The organism is Apibacter sp. HY039 (assembly GCF_004023655.1).
In the GTDB taxonomy this organism is placed as follows: Bacteria; Bacteroidota; Bacteroidia; order Flavobacteriales; family Weeksellaceae; genus Apibacter; species Apibacter raozihei.
This window is the reverse complement of the sequence record NZ_SAYM01000006.1, coordinates 90,232-106,555: the sequence shown is the minus strand read 5'-3', so window position 1 is coordinate 106,555 and position 16,324 is coordinate 90,232. Positions and strand designations below refer to the sequence as shown.

Annotated in this window: 20 protein-coding genes; 14 read left to right on the top strand and 6 right to left on the bottom strand. The window is 31.4% G+C overall.

What is annotated here, in order from left to right; translation table 11 throughout:
* Positions 1-173 precede the first annotated feature (173 nt).
* Entirely contained in the window at positions 174-1,388 is a 1,215-nt protein-coding gene (locus tag EQ921_RS11920; RefSeq protein ID WP_128331815.1) for a TCR/Tet family MFS transporter, read from the top strand.
* Between the two features lie 92 nt (positions 1,389-1,480).
* Here the strand turns inward: EQ921_RS11920 and EQ921_RS11915 are convergent, their stop codons facing one another.
* From EQ921_RS11915 to lipA, 4 genes are all read right to left on the bottom strand, one after another.
* Entirely contained in the window at positions 1,481-2,029 is a 549-nt protein-coding gene (locus EQ921_RS11915; protein ID WP_128331814.1) for a YcxB family protein, read from the bottom strand.
* A gap of 316 nt (positions 2,030-2,345) precedes the next feature.
* A complete protein-coding gene (gene yiaA / locus EQ921_RS11910) occupies positions 2,346-2,771 on the bottom strand; it encodes an inner membrane protein YiaA (RefSeq protein ID WP_128331813.1) in 426 nt (141 codons plus the stop codon).
* A gap of 18 nt (positions 2,772-2,789) precedes the next feature.
* Positions 2,790-3,461 carry a TIGR02117 family protein gene (locus EQ921_RS11905; RefSeq protein WP_128331812.1) on the bottom strand — a complete coding sequence of 224 codons (672 nt, stop codon included), beginning with the start codon at positions 3,459-3,461 and terminating at the stop codon, positions 2,790-2,792.
* Positions 3,462-3,565: 104 nt separating this feature from the next.
* Positions 3,566-4,423, bottom strand: coding sequence for a lipoyl synthase (gene lipA / locus EQ921_RS11900; protein ID WP_181951006.1), 858 nt, complete (start codon positions 4,421-4,423; stop codon positions 3,566-3,568).
* Between the two features lie 206 nt (positions 4,424-4,629).
* Here lipA and EQ921_RS11895 point away from each other — a divergent pair, with 206 nt between their 5' ends.
* From EQ921_RS11895 to EQ921_RS11855, 9 genes are all read left to right on the top strand, one after another.
* Complete coding sequence (locus EQ921_RS11895) at positions 4,630-5,634, top strand: MoxR family ATPase (protein WP_128149765.1); 1,005 nt, start codon at positions 4,630-4,632, stop codon at positions 5,632-5,634.
* A 26-nt stretch (positions 5,635-5,660) separates the two neighbouring features.
* Positions 5,661-6,533, top strand: a complete 873-nt coding sequence (locus EQ921_RS11890) for a DUF58 domain-containing protein (protein ID WP_128149763.1) — start codon at positions 5,661-5,663, stop codon at positions 6,531-6,533.
* Positions 6,530-7,462 (top strand): BatD family protein, encoded by a 933-nt coding sequence (locus EQ921_RS11885; protein WP_128331810.1) that lies wholly within the window; start codon positions 6,530-6,532, stop codon positions 7,460-7,462. Before EQ921_RS11890 ends, EQ921_RS11885 begins: the two co-directional genes overlap by 4 nt.
* Positions 7,452-8,453 (top strand): VWA domain-containing protein, encoded by a 1,002-nt coding sequence (locus EQ921_RS11880; protein WP_128149759.1) that lies wholly within the window; start codon positions 7,452-7,454, stop codon positions 8,451-8,453. Before EQ921_RS11885 ends, EQ921_RS11880 begins: the two co-directional genes overlap by 11 nt.
* A gap of 8 nt (positions 8,454-8,461) precedes the next feature.
* Positions 8,462-9,475: a VWA domain-containing protein gene (locus EQ921_RS11875; protein ID WP_128331809.1), complete on the top strand. Its 1,014-nt coding sequence runs from the start codon at positions 8,462-8,464 to the stop codon at positions 9,473-9,475.
* A gap of 19 nt (positions 9,476-9,494) precedes the next feature.
* Positions 9,495-10,307 (top strand): tetratricopeptide repeat protein, encoded by an 813-nt coding sequence (locus tag EQ921_RS11870; RefSeq protein ID WP_128149755.1) that lies wholly within the window; start codon positions 9,495-9,497, stop codon positions 10,305-10,307.
* The gene (locus EQ921_RS11865; protein ID WP_128331808.1) at positions 10,307-12,106 is read left to right on the top strand and encodes a BatD family protein; all 1,800 of its coding nucleotides are present in this window, start codon (positions 10,307-10,309) and stop codon (positions 12,104-12,106) included. Before EQ921_RS11870 ends, EQ921_RS11865 begins: the two co-directional genes overlap by 1 nt.
* A gap of 89 nt (positions 12,107-12,195) precedes the next feature.
* On the top strand, positions 12,196-12,786 hold the full coding sequence (locus EQ921_RS11860) for a MarC family protein (RefSeq protein ID WP_128331807.1): 591 nt from the start codon (positions 12,196-12,198) through the stop codon (positions 12,784-12,786).
* A 45-nt stretch (positions 12,787-12,831) separates the two neighbouring features.
* Positions 12,832-13,023: a hypothetical protein gene (locus EQ921_RS11855; RefSeq protein ID WP_128149749.1), complete on the top strand. Its 192-nt coding sequence runs from the start codon at positions 12,832-12,834 to the stop codon at positions 13,021-13,023.
* A 10-nt stretch (positions 13,024-13,033) separates the two neighbouring features.
* Here EQ921_RS11855 and rnpA read toward each other — a convergent pair whose 3' ends face one another.
* Entirely contained in the window at positions 13,034-13,405 is a 372-nt protein-coding gene (gene rnpA, locus EQ921_RS11850; protein WP_128149747.1) for a ribonuclease P protein component, read from the bottom strand.
* A 160-nt stretch (positions 13,406-13,565) separates the two neighbouring features.
* Between rnpA and EQ921_RS11845 the strand changes: the two genes are divergently transcribed.
* The 4 genes from EQ921_RS11845 to EQ921_RS11830 all read left to right on the top strand — a co-directional run bounded on the left by EQ921_RS11845 (position 13,566) and on the right by EQ921_RS11830 (position 15,800).
* On the top strand, positions 13,566-13,979 hold the full coding sequence (locus EQ921_RS11845) for a BrxA/BrxB family bacilliredoxin (RefSeq protein ID WP_128149745.1): 414 nt from the start codon (positions 13,566-13,568) through the stop codon (positions 13,977-13,979).
* A gap of 10 nt (positions 13,980-13,989) precedes the next feature.
* Positions 13,990-14,316 carry an iron-sulfur cluster assembly protein gene (locus tag EQ921_RS11840; protein ID WP_128149743.1) on the top strand — a complete coding sequence of 109 codons (327 nt, stop codon included), beginning with the start codon at positions 13,990-13,992 and terminating at the stop codon, positions 14,314-14,316.
* 172 nt (positions 14,317-14,488) lie between these two features.
* Positions 14,489-14,950, top strand: a complete 462-nt coding sequence (locus EQ921_RS11835) for a PepSY-like domain-containing protein (protein ID WP_128331806.1) — start codon at positions 14,489-14,491, stop codon at positions 14,948-14,950.
* Between the two features lie 136 nt (positions 14,951-15,086).
* On the top strand, positions 15,087-15,800 hold the full coding sequence (locus EQ921_RS11830) for a 16S rRNA (uracil(1498)-N(3))-methyltransferase (RefSeq protein ID WP_128331805.1): 714 nt from the start codon (positions 15,087-15,089) through the stop codon (positions 15,798-15,800).
* Here EQ921_RS11830 and EQ921_RS11825 read toward each other — a convergent pair whose 3' ends face one another.
* On the bottom strand, positions 15,801-16,316 hold the full coding sequence (locus tag EQ921_RS11825) for a DUF2480 family protein (RefSeq protein WP_128149737.1): 516 nt from the start codon (positions 16,314-16,316) through the stop codon (positions 15,801-15,803).
* Between the last annotated feature and the right edge of the window lie 8 nt (positions 16,317-16,324).

Below are 16,324 nucleotides of genomic sequence, written 5' to 3'. Positions count from 1 at the left end.
ATAAAATTTGTTGTTTAATTAGGATATAATTGAAATATTATTAAAGTTTAAAATTTAAAATCATTAGTATAAATATTTATATAAAATAAGATTATGATTCTTAAGAATATGAAATATATGAATGTATATTTGCAGATTAAGTTTTAATATTTACACGTTGAGATTATCATTTTATGAGCCATTCTAAAAATCAAAACGCTGCATTAGGTTTTATTTTTATTACAGTATTAGTGGATGTAATGGGATTCGGAATTATTTTGCCAATTCTCCCTCAACTTATTTCAAATATGGTAGGAGGAGATATTACGGTTGCTGCAGAATATGGAGGAGCATTAATATTTGTCTTTGCACTAATGCAGTTCCTGTCTGCACCATTTTGGGGTAATTTAAGTGACAGATATGGGCGAAGGCCTATATTATTAATTTCGCTTTTCACATTAGGTATCAACAGTATTTTTATGGCGTACGCACCTACTATGTTTTGGTTGTTTATAGGTCGCATTATAGGAGGTTTTACTGGAGGAGGATATGGGGTAGCCTCAGCATACGTTGCAGATATAACACCGTCAGAAAAGCGTTCAAGAAATTTTGGTTTGCTTAATGCCGCTTTTGGTTTAGGGTTTATTATTGGACCTGTTTTAGGGGGGGTGTTGGTGAAATACGGAATTCATATACCTTTCTTAGTAGCTGCGGCCCTGTCTTTTGTAAATCTTTTATATGGATACTTTGTATTGCCAGAGTCTTTAAGTAAAGACAAACGACGTGCTTTTGACTGGAATAGAGCTAATCCTATTGGAACATTTATACAACTTAAAAAATTTCCAGTTATTTCAGGTCTTTTGCTGGCATATACTTTTATTTATACAGCTGGTCATTCTATGGAAAGTGTATGGATGTATTACACTATTGAAAAATTTGGTTGGAGCGAAGAGCAAATTGGATATTCTATAGGTTTTATGGGGTTGATGTTAGCTCTCGTTCAGGGAGTTTTAGTGAAGTTTATTCAGCCTAGATTAGGGGATCGGCGTTCCGTATATGTCGGATTAATAATCGAATGTATCGTATTGGTTTTATTTTCTATGGCAACTCAAGGATGGATGCTTTATTTTTTCAGTGTATTTTATGCTTTAGGAGGAATTTCTTCGCCTGCTTTACAAGGAATTGTAACCAATCAGGTACCAGAAGATTCACAAGGTGAGTTACAAGGGGGTATGAGTTCTTTAATAAGTATTACAGCAGTCATTAGCCCGCCGATAATGACTATGTTATTTGCTTGGTTTTCAGATAGGTCTGGAGGGTTATATTTTCCTGGGATGCCTTTTGCCTTTGCTGCATTTTTAGTTTTAATAGGATTGATTTTGGCAATACGTACTTTAAAGAAGGGATAAATAGACTATTACTGGATGGCTGTGCTTATCATCCTATAGTGGTTTTATCTGATAAGTAATTATTTATTAAAATATACTTAGTTGACTTACTTCTATCTCCATTTCCAGTTATTGTTCACGCTATAATCAATATTTATATAAGAAGCAAGTTCCTGCAAGTGTGATTTTAAGAGTTTAATATCGGGTATTTGATTTTTAGGGATTATAAGATATTCGCCATTACTTAATTTAATTAAAATTAAAGAAGGAATTTCTGTAATTTCTTTTAGTTCGGAAGTCATTATTTTATTTTCATATCCTTTTTGCTTAGAAAAGAGAAAATCATTAGTAAGCTCTAATGTTATAGTTTTACCAAATATGTTGCTGAAGTTTTCTTGTATATATTTCTGAAAGTATTTTTTATAATAAATTTTTTCCCATTTAGGGAAGAAAAGAAGCCAAAAAAGTCCGAAAATAGAGCAAAAAATTAAGTAATACCAAATTTGGGTTAAGAAATAAAATAGAACTCCTATTATAATTAAAAATATAGGAAGTCTAAACTTAGACATTTTTCTTGTTTTGGTAATATTTGGAGATTTTGAGGCAGTGAAGAGTTGGTAAATTAAAAAGTCGTTTTCATCAATGGTATAATCTATTTTCATAATGGTATTGTTTATTGGACATGCAAAGGTAATGGGAATTTCTGTTTAAGCTCTATCTTTAGTGGTTCTAAAATATTATATACCTACAAAGTTAAAAGATTCGATATAAAATTTGTAGTTTAAATTGAATCTTAAGCTTTTTATTGAGTTGTTTTTTATGTCCCAATAGATGCCTATGTTTGGCTAATTTCATCTCCTCTATAATGTCGAAACGAGTTTCGTTTTTCATGAATACTTTAAAATATTAAAGCAGGTAAATATCTCAATAAAAAGTGTTTCGCATAAATTATCAAAAAAATTATGCGAAACAGTTTTCTTATTCTTCTTTAGTTTGAGGACTAAAAATCTTCTTATTTTCAAATTCAGCATCTCGTGTATTTTTTTGAACACAGATAGCACCAAATAACGCAAGAATAAATCCAAATGCATAAAATCCTTTTTCGCTTGGAAGCAAATCGGCATTAATAAGTCCGATTGTGAGTAAAGCAACGGATGCAAGTAGCGAAGCCCAGCTTAACCCATAATAGAGATCAGTTACAGGAATGCCTTCTAATCTGTCCCTCACTGATTTTTGAATTGATACACCAGAAAATAATCCATAAAGTAAAATTAAGAGATAATATCCTTTTTCATTTAACTCCATTTCTGCTCTCCAAAGCCCTATTAAATAACCTCCAACCCCTACGATTAAAATAACCCAAGAAGCTCCGGCAAAAGCTATTGATGTTTGTTTGTTTTCCATATGTTAAAAATTGATAATTTAATAAAGATTAAAGATCCCTTGTTGGAAAGGAGTCCATAGACAAGCTTTCATTCCGGCATATTTAAGTCCGGAATTGGCCCAGGTATTACAGGTAAATAAAAAATTGTAGGAGCCTTTAGCTTCATAAAAAGAATCCGTTGCGCCATAGGTTTTATCGGTCTTAATATGTATTATATCTCCATTAGAATCTCGCTTAAAATTCCTTTGGATATACTCAACTAGTTTTTTATACTGCGTTTTTGAAATCATAATTTTTTTACATTGATCATCTTCTGTAACTTTTTTTAAATAAGTCGTATGAATTGCAGTAGTACTCAATCCGAAAGCAGCTTTAAATGCAATCGAAAATTTAACATGATCCCAATCCGGAACATCCAAAAAGAACCCCTTATCACCCCATCCGATGGCAATGTATTTTTGAAGACTGTCTTTACTTTTAATGTCAGCAAATTTTATTTCATTGCTCCAGTCAATTTCTTCAGTTTTTATTGGAAATACAAAGTCTGTATGCATACCATTAGTAGAAATATATATAGGTATTTCTGTAAGATTGTTTTTATCTCCTTGAACAGGAATTCTGGATAAGATAATAGCAGATAAAAAATATAAAACAGTGGCTCCTATTGCAATACTTATTGTATATACAATGATTTTAAAAATTTTTTTCAATATTATTTATATAGTAGTTAGTGTCTAAACGAAAAAAAAACATATAAATTATATCTATATGTTTTTATAAGTTAACAAACCTGTAAAATTTTATGTAACAATGACTAATTCACATGTCTTTCCGCATGATAGGAAGATCTTACCAAAGGACTACTCTCTATATGACGGAAATTACCTAAATTTTTAGCAAAATCTTCATAGTCTTTAAATTGTTCTAATGATATGTATTCTTTGACAGGCAGATGCTTTTTACTTGGTTGTAAATATTGACCGATGGTTATCACATCAACATTGGCGTCATGAATTTCTTTAATTGATTCATAAACTTCAGAGGGTTTTTCTCCTAAACCTAGCATAATGCCTGTTTTAGTACGTCTTTGTCCCTTTTCCTTCATGTATCTCAAAACTTCAAGGCTTCTGTCATATTTTGCCTGAATACGAACTTCTCGTGTTAAACGTCTGACCGTTTCCATATTGTGGGAAATTACTTCAGGAGCTGCATCTATTAATCGATCTATATGTTTTTCAATGCCTTGAAAATCAGGGATTAGGGTTTCCATTGTAGTGCCAGGGCTTATTCTTCTAACCGCTTTTATAGTTTCTGCCCAAATTATAGAACCCATGTCTTTAATATCATCTCTATCTACAGAAGTAAGTACGGCGTGCTTGATTTTCATCAATTTAATGGAGCGAGCCACTTTTTCAGGCTCCTCCCAATCTATCTCTGCAGGTCTTCCGGTTTTAACACCACAAAATCCACAGCTCCTGGTGCAAACATTACCAAGAATCATAAAAGTAGCAGTACCCTCTCCCCAGCATTCTCCCATATTAGGGCAACTACCGCTTTGGCAGATTGTATTTAATTTGTATTTATCTACTAGCCCCCTAAGCTCTTTATAATTTTTTCCTGTAGGAAGTTTAACCCGAATCCATTTTGGTTTTGAACCAGCTGTAGTCTCCATAAATATTGATACTAATCTTACAAAATTACTAACTTTTATTGGTATACCAGTCATATGGATTATAAAAATAGTTGATTAGTTAATTTAATCAATTTAGTATGGGAGACAAAGACTGCACAATTTTTGGTATAAATTTTAACTAATTATTAATACATCATTTCATCCAAAATATAGAAATTTGTTTTAAGTTAATAGTAAAATTAGGAATGGATTATACATCAGCATCAGAAGATATTAAAGTTTTAATTGAAAAAGTTCAGGAAAAAAGTCAGGACTTTACACTGTTGGTTAAAGAAATTAATCAGGTTATTGTTGGTCAGCATTATATGATTAACAGATTGCTTATAGGTTTATTAAGTAATGGGCACGTTCTTTTAGAAGGAGTGCCTGGTTTGGCTAAAACGCTGGCAATAAAAACTTTAGCGGAAGCTTTGGATGGAGACTTTTCCCGGATACAGTTTACTCCCGATTTACTTCCTGCAGACGTTGTGGGAACGCTTATATATAATATAAAAGATAATGATTTTTCAGTAAAAAAAGGTCCTATTTTTGCTAACTTCATTCTGGCAGATGAAATCAATCGTTCTCCGGCAAAAGTACAATCGGCATTATTGGAAGCAATGCAGGAAAAGCAGGTTACCATAGGAGATGAAACCTTCAAACTTAAAGAGCCATTTTTGGTGCTGGCAACTCAAAATCCGATAGATCAGGAGGGGACTTATCCACTTCCAGAAGCTCAGATAGACCGTTTTATGCTTAAATGTGTGGTTACTTATCCAGAGTTTGAACAGGAAAGAACCATACTAAGACAAAACATGTCACAACAAAAACACCAGGTTAAAGAAATATTGAGTCTGGATAAAATATTTGAAGCACGTAAACTGGTAAAAGAAATATATATGGATGAGAAAATAGAAAACTATATTCTCGATATTGTTTTTGCAACCCGATTTCCGGAAAAATATAATCTGTCACAGTTAAAACCTTATATGTTATTCGGATCATCCCCCAGAGGAAGTATTAGCATGGCTTTGGCAGCAAAGGCGCACGCTTTTTTGAATCAAAGAGGATTTGTTATCCCGGAAGATGTAAAATCAGTTGCTAAAGATGTTCTTCGCCATCGTATTGGTGTAACTTATGAAGCAGAAGCTGAAAATATAACATCAGAAGATATAGTAGATCAGATTCTTAAGTCGATTGTTGCGCCTTAAAAAGGATAGTTAAAAAGATAGTTAATTTGACAACAGAAGAATTATTAAAGAAGATAAAAAGGATCGAACTGAAATCTAAGAGAAAAGTAAATTCTCTGTTTTTAGGTGAGTATCATAGTTCCTTTAAAGGAATTGGAATGACTTTTTCAGAAGTCAGACAATACCAGTTTGGAGATGATGTAAGGAAAATTGATTGGAATAAAACAGCCAGATTTAATGAACCTTATATAAAGATATTTGAAGAAGAAAGGGAAATGATATCTATGATTCTTATAGATATAAGTGCTTCAATGAACTTTGGAACTCATAAACAATTTAAAAATGAAACCGTTGCAGAAATTAGTGCAACTCTTGCTTTTTCAGCAATAAAAAATAACGATAAAGTAGGAGTAGTTTTATTTTCAGATAAAATTGACGTTTTTATACCTCCAGCTAAAGGTAATTCGCATGTAGTTAGGATTATAAAAACTATCCTAGAAACACAACCACGAGAAGTTCCGGCAAATTTAAATGTTGGTATAGATTTTTTATTAAAAACTATAAAGAGAAAATCTGCAGTTTTCCTGATATCAGATTTTGATGTTCCAAATTTTGAAAGAAACTTAAATGTTGTTTCCAAAAAACATGATGTAACAGGAATCAGAGTTTATGATGAACTTGAAAAAATTTTTCCGGATATAGGTCTGGCTCTTCTTAAAGATTTGGAATCAGGAAAAACACGTTGGATAGATACATCCTCATCCTCAATAAGAGAGCGTTATTCAAAATACTATCAGCAATTGGCTTCACTTACAGAAAACGGGTTTATGAAAAATGGTTCTGGATTCTTAAACATACCCGTAGACTCAGACTATAGTAAAGTTTTATTTAATTATTTTAAAGGACATCATAAAATATGAAATTAAAAATTTCCATAGTCTTATCGATATTAGTAAACTTCTATATTTATTCTCAGAATATAAATACTCATATTTCAACTAATAAAATTAAATATGGAGAACCAATAATATTGAAAATCGAAGTTAAAGCTTCTGGTAGGGATAAGGTTATTTTTCCCTTTATTAAAGATACCCTGACTTACCATTTAGAATTAATTGAAGATAAAAAAGATACATTAATTAATGATGCTAATCATTACATATATACTGACAGCATTACGTTTTCAGCGTATGAAATAGGAACTTTTACAGTACCATCTTTGCCAGTGCTGGTTAACTCAAGAGAATACAGTACACCTGAATATAATATTACCGTTGATTCAATGGAGATTGATACTATAAAGCAACCTCTTTACGATATATATCCTATAATTTCAGAACCAAAGACATTTAAAGACTATTTCGAACAATACTGGGTATATATGGTCATGGGAGTGACTATACTTTTAGTTGCTGTAATTTTAGCTGTTTTATACTATTTGGAAAGGAAAAAGAAAAAATCCGGAAACTTCAAAGACGCTAATCCGGATAAAATAGCCATAAAGAAACTATTAAAATTAGAAAAGTCAGGCTATCTAACCAAGGGATTAAGTAAGAAATATTATTCTGAAATGATTTTGATACTAAAAGAATATATGGAAGCCAGATGGAAGTTTCCCGCTACAAAATTATTGTCAGACGACTTATTAGTTTATTTAAAAGAAAATAAATACGTTGATGAAGAAGAAGCTAGAGATTTATCGACAATATTTCAATCTGCAGATTTAGCTAAATTTGCAAAGTCACGACCTACTGTAGCAGAAACTAAAGTTCACACAGAAATGGCGAAAAAATTTGTCAATGAAACTAAAACAGAATTTTTAAATTACAGACAACCTGATGAATACTAATCTGGAATTTGCTAATCCGTGGTTTTTAGTTCTGCTCATACTAATACCTATATTACTGTTTTTAAAATATAAAAAGAAAGTAAAGCCCAAATCTATTGCTATACCTAATCTTTCAGCATTAAGCACTCATAGCAGTTGGTTGGGAACTATCAGGCCTGTAGTTTATTGGTTAAGAATAGTAGTCTTGATATTATTAATTTTAGCTATATCCAGGCCCAGGGTAGTTGATGTAGCTCAAACTTTAGAAAATGAAAAAGGAATAGATATAATGCTTACTGTAGATGTTTCCTTAAGTATGCTGGCCAAAGATCTGGATCCGGATCGGCTAACAGCACTAAAAGGAGTGGCAGTAAAGTTTGTCATGGAAAGACCTATTGATCGTATTGGACTCATTGCATACTCAGGAGAAGCATTAACGTTAGTACCTTTAACTATTGATAGAAATATACTTAAACAACAGTTAGAAGATCTCAAAACCCAGACACTCGACGGGGGAACAGCAATAGGAGTTGGGTTGGCGACTGCTGTGAATCATTTAAAAGATAGTAAGGCCAAGTCTAAAGTAGTTATTTTAATGACTGATGGAGTTAATAATGATGGTTTTGTTGAGCCTGCTACAGCAGCGGATATTGCCGCAAAAAATGGTATTAAGGTTTATACAATAGGTATCGGAACGAATGGCTGGGCTTTATTTCCTACATCCATTGATGCATTTACAGGGAAAATATATTTTGAAAAGCAGAGAGTTGAAATAGACGAAGAATTATTGAAAGAAATTGCTAAAAAAACAGGAGGAGAATATTTCAGAGCTACCAATACTCAAAGTTTACAAGATATTTACGACAATATTAACCAATTGGAAAAATCGGACATTAATAATCTAAAGTATTATAATTATACGGAAAAGTACAGAATGTTTCTTCTTCCAGCTCTTATCCTTTTATTGCTGGAACTTATGTTAAGAGGTTTTGTTATCAGAAGTATTAATTAGTTGAAATTATGAACTGGGAACTAGAAAAAACATCCTATTTATACCTGCTTTTATTGCTCCCCTTTCTTATATGGAGAGTTTTATACCTATATAAGTGGAAAAAATCAGCTGTAAATAAATTTGCTGATTCGGAAATGCAAAAACGTATTTTTGGAAACATTAATTTTTCTGCTTTTATACGAGATAATATATTGGTAATTATTTCCTTTTTTATGATAGTACTTGGTCTGGTTAACTGGCTGGGAGGAATGGAAAAAAAACAGGTAAAAAGAGAAGGTATAGATATGGTATTTGTCATAGATGTTTCTAATTCTATGAATGCGGAAGATGTAATTCCTTCAAGAATGGAAAAAGCAAAAAAAATTGTCAGCGATTTAATAACCAAATTGGGAGGAGACAGGGTCGGAATCGTAATTTTTGCAGGTCAGGCATATTCTGTAATGCCATTATCTAACGATTACGGTGCAGCGGAATTATATTTGAGTGGAGTTGATACTAATTTAATTTCGGCTCAGGGAACCAATATAGCAGATGCGGTACTGGAAGCTTCAAATATGCTTTCCAATATAGCCAATACATCAAAAGCAATAATCTTGGTTTCAGATGGTGAAACTCATAAAGGAGAAGTAAATAAAGCAGTAAATACAGCGAATAAAAATGATATAACTATTTTTTCTGTTGGAATCGGGACACCACAGGGAGCTCCTATTCCAGTACAGGATGGTAGTGAGTATACCAGTTATAAAAAAGATGAAGAAGGAAATGTTGTATTAACCCGATTAGTAGATACGTCATTAAAAAATTTAGCTTTTGAGACAAAAGGCGCTTACTTTTACGGAGGAGGACCATCAGAACAAATTACGAAAGAAATATTTGATGAAATGTCAAAACTGAGTAAAAAAGAGCAGTCTCTTAGCTATACATATGATTCAAAGCAATACTTTCAGTTTTTTATAGGAATAGCATTACTACTGTTAATTATTATTTCTTTAACAAACTATAAGCGAGATTTTAACGTATAAACTTTGTAAATTTGTTAAAATGTATCTGAGAATAAATATAGCAGGTTTTATCTTTTTATTGTTTCCTTACATCTTGTTTTCTCAGGGTAAGGCAAGGAAATATTTAATTGAAGGGAATAAAAATTATGTTGTGCAGTCATATGATGAAGCTGCTGCAAACTACCTTAGAGCCATTCAGGAAGGAGGCGATTCCTACAAATCTAATTTTAATTTAGGAAATGCCATGTATCGGCAGAAAAAATACTCTGATGCTATATCTCAATTTGAAAAATCAATTAAATTTGCATCCGGAAAATTGGAAAAGTCTCAGGCTTATTTCAATGCAGGAAATGGATATTTTAAAAAGAAGGATTATAAAAAAGCAGCAGAATCATTCAAAAAAGCATTGAAACTTAACCCCAGGGACGATAAAGCAAGATATAATTATGCTGTGACAAAAGAGAAATTAAAAGAACAGGAAAAACAGCAACAAAAAAATAATAATTCTGATTCTAATAATCAGAATGAAAATAAAGATGGGGAAAAGGATCAAAATCCTGATAATTCTGAAGATAAAAAATCACAATCCCCACAAGAAAATAAAGAAGGTCAACAAGGTCAGTCAGGAGGGCAGGGAGATAATCAGTCGGGTCAGGGAGTAGGAAACCAGGAAGGGCGCGAAGGAATTAAAAATTCTAACTCCAGAGAACAAGAGAATGTTTCAGGTTCAATGCAAGAGCAGTATTACGAAGGTATTTTGGGAGCAATGAAAGAACAAGAAAGAAGGGCTCAGCAAAAAATAATTAATAAAAGAATTCCTCCGTCAGGGGATTCAAGAGGAAAAGATTGGTAATGAAGGGATTTTTATTATTTTGTAATATTTTTTTTGGAATATACTGGCTGGGAGCTCAGGTAACGTTTCAAGCTGTTCCTCAAAAAAAAGAGGTAATACTTAACGAACCTATTCACGTTCAGTTTATATTAAGTATTAAAAGTAAATCGTCTGCTAACTCTGTCTCTACTATTAAGCTGCCTAATTTTTCCAATTCCCAGGTTGTAGCCAGAAATGTGATTCAAAAACAAGGGTACGAAAATGATGAAATGATACTTCTTTATGGTGAAGAAATCACTTTAAGAGCAATTAAACCGGGAAGTATAAAAATCGGAGCTGCATCTGTAACAGTTAATGGAAAGACTTATACATCAAAACCGTTAAGTATTTCGGTACAAGAAGAGCGAACAGATATTCAGGAAGATCGAATTAATATGTTGGGCATGGGAGATGCTTTTCTCGCGTTTAAAGTTTCAGATCGAAATCCTTTCCAGAATGAAGGTATTACAGGTAAGCTGAAATTTTATACAAAAAAAGTCGATTTGATTAATAGTTTGAGTAATTTATCACCTCCTAATTTTCAGGGATTATTTGTACAGCCTATCAAAGAAAGAAATAACACTTATGAACAGGAAATTATTAATGGTGAGGCTTATCTGTCAAGAGTTATAGGTTCCTATGTGATTTTTCCATCAAAACCGGGAACATTAACCATATATCCATTTACTTTGACTTTAACTGTTGCAGAAGGTTTTTTCGATGAACAGGAAATTTATATAAAATCAGCTCCGGTGACACTTCAGGTTAAGAAAATACCGGACAATGCTCCGGAGGGATTTTACGGAGTTGTAGGAAATTATAAAATAAAGGCACATTCTAATAAAGAAAGTTTAAACTTATCTGAAGCAGCCACCGTTACGGTTGAAATTACCGGTAAAGGAAATATAGGATTATTGAAATCTCCAGAATTGATAATTCCTAAAAATATAGAGCAGTATAGTCCAAAGAATAAAATGGAAACTTTACCAGGAACCGATGGTGTTGTAGGGAAAATAGTCATGTCGACAGTTCTTGTACCTCAAAAGAGCGGGAGTTTCTCAATTAAAGTCAAACCATTTACTTTTTTTGATCCGAAGGAAGAGCAATTTAAAACTATTTCAGCAGAACCAGTAGTTTTTAAAGTCAGAGAAGATACTCTTAAAAATGTGAAATCTGATAGTATTGAAACAAATATTAAATCCAGAGACTCCGGCAAATTAAAATCGTATATTCCAGATTTACATGTTAAAGAAACTATTTCTGAAGTTTTGGAAGGGAAACCGGTAAAAACCGAAAAAAGTGCTGTTCTATTGATTGTTGCAGGAGTAGTATTATTAAGTGGATTTTTATTTTTTATTTTATATAAAAAGAAAAAAAGGATTAAAAAAAATGTGAATACTGTAAATGAAATAGATAAAACTTCAGTTCATAAAATTAACAAATTATCACCACCTCCTTCAGATAAGAAAAATTTTGAAGCCGAGTTATTTCAGTTAAAAAAAATAGCAGAGAAAGGCGATGATAAAAAAGCATTTTATTCTTTAGCAGAATCAATAATACAGGCTGCAATTTACCAGAATTTAGGTATTGAACAACAACAATTTATTACTTCTGTAGATATTGAAGAAAAGTTAATCAATAAATTTGGAGATGAGTTTGCAGAAGAATGTAAAAATTTATTGTTGAAATCCCAGATTGAACAATACTCAAATTTAACAGATCAGGATTCGTTACATTCCGTTTATCTGAAAATTGAAGACTTAATAAAAAAATTAAATTAGATTTGTTTTTGTGAGTTAATAAAAGTGGTTAATTCGTATTTTTATTATTTTTTCAAATTTAATTAACTTTGTTGAATAAATATTAAAAAATGCTATCAAACATTTCTATTAAAGAAATTGTAAGTTGCTTTATGGTGTTATTTGCTATTATAGATATAATAGGAAGCATACCTATAATCGTGACAATTAAAGGGAAGGTAGGATACCTGCAAGCCAGAAAAACGTCTTTGGTAGCCTGTGGTATTCTTATAGGATTCTTATTTATTGGCGAAAAATTACTTAAAATAATCGGAATAGATGTTTATTCCTTTGCAGTAGCTGGAGCTTTCGTTCTTTTTGTAATCGCATTGGAAATGATACTTGGAATTGAGATTAATAAAATGGATGAGCCACAATCTGCATCTATTGTCCCTCTTGCATTTCCTTTAATTGCCGGAGCAGGTTCCCTTACAGCTGTACTAGCTTTGAAGGCAGAATATCACACAGAAAATATAATTCTTGCGATTATCTTAAATATGTTAGTCGTTTATTTAGTTTTGAAATATAGCGGAAAATTGGAACAAATACTCGGGCCCGGAATTATTTCTGTAATGAAAAAAATATTTGGAGTTATATTATTAGCGATATCGATTAAGCTTTTTACAGCAAACATTGCTTCATTAATTGGAACGATTAATTAAAATTATGGATTATAAAACTTTCTTATATTTGTAAAAATGAGTAAAATGAAAAATTTTCTAAATATAGCCCTTATAGTTTTTTTAGCCGTTGTGGTTTTTAATGCAAGTCTTATTAACTATAAGTTAAATTTGACCCATGAGCCAAATGATAAATTTTTATATTCCGGATTAGTAGCTGTTTTAGGAATTCTAGTAGTATTTATTATTAAACAATTGAGGGTATTATCTAAAAAATAAAATAGATTCATTAGTTTTTATTAAGAGAGCTGATTTTTTCTAAGAGTTTAATGTAATTTTTTTCTAATTCTTTAAACGTAGGTTTATCCTTTCCCGTATATATGATCATTAGCAAATGAGCCTGAGGGAAAAGAGTATATATTTTATTTTTATTTAACCTGTAACACTCCCTTAAAAGTCTTTTAATATAGTTTCGATCAACGGAATGTTTGAAATTTCTTTTTGAAACGGAAACACCGGCTTTATGAAGGTTATCTGGTTGCAATTGTGGTGTGTAAATTATTTTAAGTGGAAATTTGCTTGCCCATAAACCTTTTTCAAATAAATATTTTATTTGTTTTTCACCTTTTAAATGTTCGTTTTTCGTATATTTCTGATTCATAAAAACTAATAATACTATAACGAATATTGATTAAAAAAATAATTATCAGTATTATTTTTGAGCTTAAGTAAAGCATTATAGTTTGTCAAAGATATAGAGTATTTGTATGAATGACAAACAATAATTATTTTTGTATAAATATATAAAACAATAGGATATTATGTACCCAGAAGAAATGGTATTGCCGATGAAGGCACAATTAACAAATAAAGGATTTGAAGACTTAAATACAGCAGAAAAAGTTTCAAACGCATTAAAACAATCAGGGACCACTTTGCTGATCATTAATTCTGTTTGTGGATGTGCCGCTGGTGCTGCACGTCCAGGTGTAGTATTATCTGTTGAAGGCTCTGGAAAAAAACCGGATCATCTAGTTACTACTTTTGCAGGGTTTGATGTAGATGCTGTTAAAACTGCTAGAGAGCATTTAGTTCCGTTTCCTCCTTCTTCCCCATCTATAGCACTGTTTAAAGATGGTGAACTTGTTCATTTTTTAGAAAGACACCATATTGAAGGACATTCTGCTGAAATGATAGCTGAGAATTTACAACACGCTTTTGAAGAATATTGTTAATTAATACATTATGTCTCTAACAGAAGAACAAATACAGGCATTAGCAGAAAAAATAGTTGAAAAGTTAAAAACTGTTTACGACCCGGAAATTCCTGTTGATATTTATGAGTTAGGCTTAATTTATGATGTACAAATAAGTACGGAGGGTAAAGCTGAGATTTTAATGACTTTAACAACTCCCAATTGTCCGGTTGCAGAAACTTTGCCATTAGAGGTTGAAGAAAAAATTGAATCAATTGATGAAATTACTAAAGCAGAGGTTAAAATAACCTTTGAACCTACATGGGATAAAGACATGATGAGTGAAGAAGCTAAATTTGAGTTAGGGTTGCTATAAACAATTACTAATTTAAAAGTTTTAATATAGGGCAAGTAAATTTAACTTGCCTTTTTTTATTATATTAAATTTAAAAGTAAATTTTTTAGGATGCATTATTTGCTACAGAATAGCTTCAGAATTGAATATTAATTTTGTCATTATAATAAGAAAAATTTAAAATCGTAGAGTTATGAAAAAAATAGTATTTAGCTTATTAAGCTTTTTGATGTTTTCTTTAATTTTGTTAGCTAAAGACATCGATGAAAGTCAGGTTCCGAAAGCAGTAAAGGATTACGTAACTAAAAATTATCCTAACGCTGTAGATAAAGAATGGAAATATAAAGATAAAGACAATACTTTTTATTATTACAAAGTAGAATTTGAAGTAGAGGGTAGAGAAGTTGAATTAGAATTAGAGTCTAATGGCAAGCTTATCTCTTCTAAAGAAGAATTACATATAAAAGATACTCCTTCATTTGCAAAGGATTATATTAAAACTAACTATCCTAATGCAACCATTCTTGGAACTAAAAAGAAAGTGGAGCGTGGAGTTACTACCTATGACGTAGGTATTGTATTTAATAATCATTATGGGAACATACGGCACAGAAATATATACTTTGATACAAAAGGTAATGTTATGAAGCAGTAGGTTAAGCGTTCATGATAATAATTAAGTATACTGGTAAAATAGCTCTTAAAATTTAAGAGCTATTTTTATTTTTGACACATAAAAAAATTTCATATTTCTATTTATCTTTGTTAACCAATAGTAAATTATAGTTTTAATGAAGTTGTTTATAGGTAGTATTTTTAAAGATAACGTTGAGATTAGAGAAGATGAAGCTCATCATATTGTTAAAGTCCTTCGAATGAGTAGTGGAGAGGAAATCTATGTTACAGATGGAGCAGGTAAATTAGCGAAAGGAACTTTGATGATTTCAGGAAAAAAAACTGAAGTTGAAATTATTGAAATTTATCCGGATACAGAAAAGTCTAAAACTAATTTACACATAGCTATAGCTCCCACTAAAAATATTGATCGGTTTGAATTTTTTTTAGAAAAAGCAGTTGAGTTGGGAGTTACAGAAATTACGCCGTTACTATGTGCTAATTCGGAAAGAAAAACGCTTAAACTAGAGAGATTAGAGAAACAGTTAGAAAGTGCTTGTAAACAATCTTTGCAGCGTTTTTTTCCAATATTGAATCCGTTGACAGCGTTTAAAGATTTCGTTCATACAGAATCTAAAGGTAAAATATGGGTAGCCCATTGTTATAAAGAATATGAAAAAAGCCCAATACATGAAGTTCTAGGTATATCTGATGCCATTACTTTTATGATAGGTCCAGAAGGAGACTTTTCAAAAAAAGAGATATCTGATTTATACGAATCTGGCGTAGGAGGAGTAAGCTTAGGAGAAAATAGGCTCAGGACGGAAACAGCCGGTATATTTATTGCTGGCGCCCATTATTATTCTCAAATTTCAAAAACTCAAACTTAATTAGGATTCAGTTTTCTTCTTTTTATATATAGGAACTGTACTACAGGCCTCGCCAAACATAAGAGAAGAAACTACAGGCTTTAGTTTTTGAATGATTTGTAAATATGCATTTTGAGGGACAGGCTTATTTGAACAACCTTTTACAATTACTTTCTTATCTATATAATCATTTGCATTTATACTTTGAATAATTTCGGTATATATATCCCTTTCCAGATCTTGTAAGGTACCAAAAGAAATCATTTTAGCATATCCGGTTAAATAACTGGCCACAAGTAAATATGCCCATGAGGGTACAATAGCATCTGAAGAGCAATGTACAGCTACATAGGAATTCTGATATTGGGTCCAATCAAGTTCATTTAAAGATTTTCGAAAATCTTTTTCTCTTAAAATTAATTCTTCATATAAATAGATTTTTAAATCAAATACATGCCGGGATTCTTTAGGATAATAATCTTCTAAATCAAAAGTAATTAAACCGCTTTTTTCTACTTTATTTATAATTTCATCCATTTGTCATA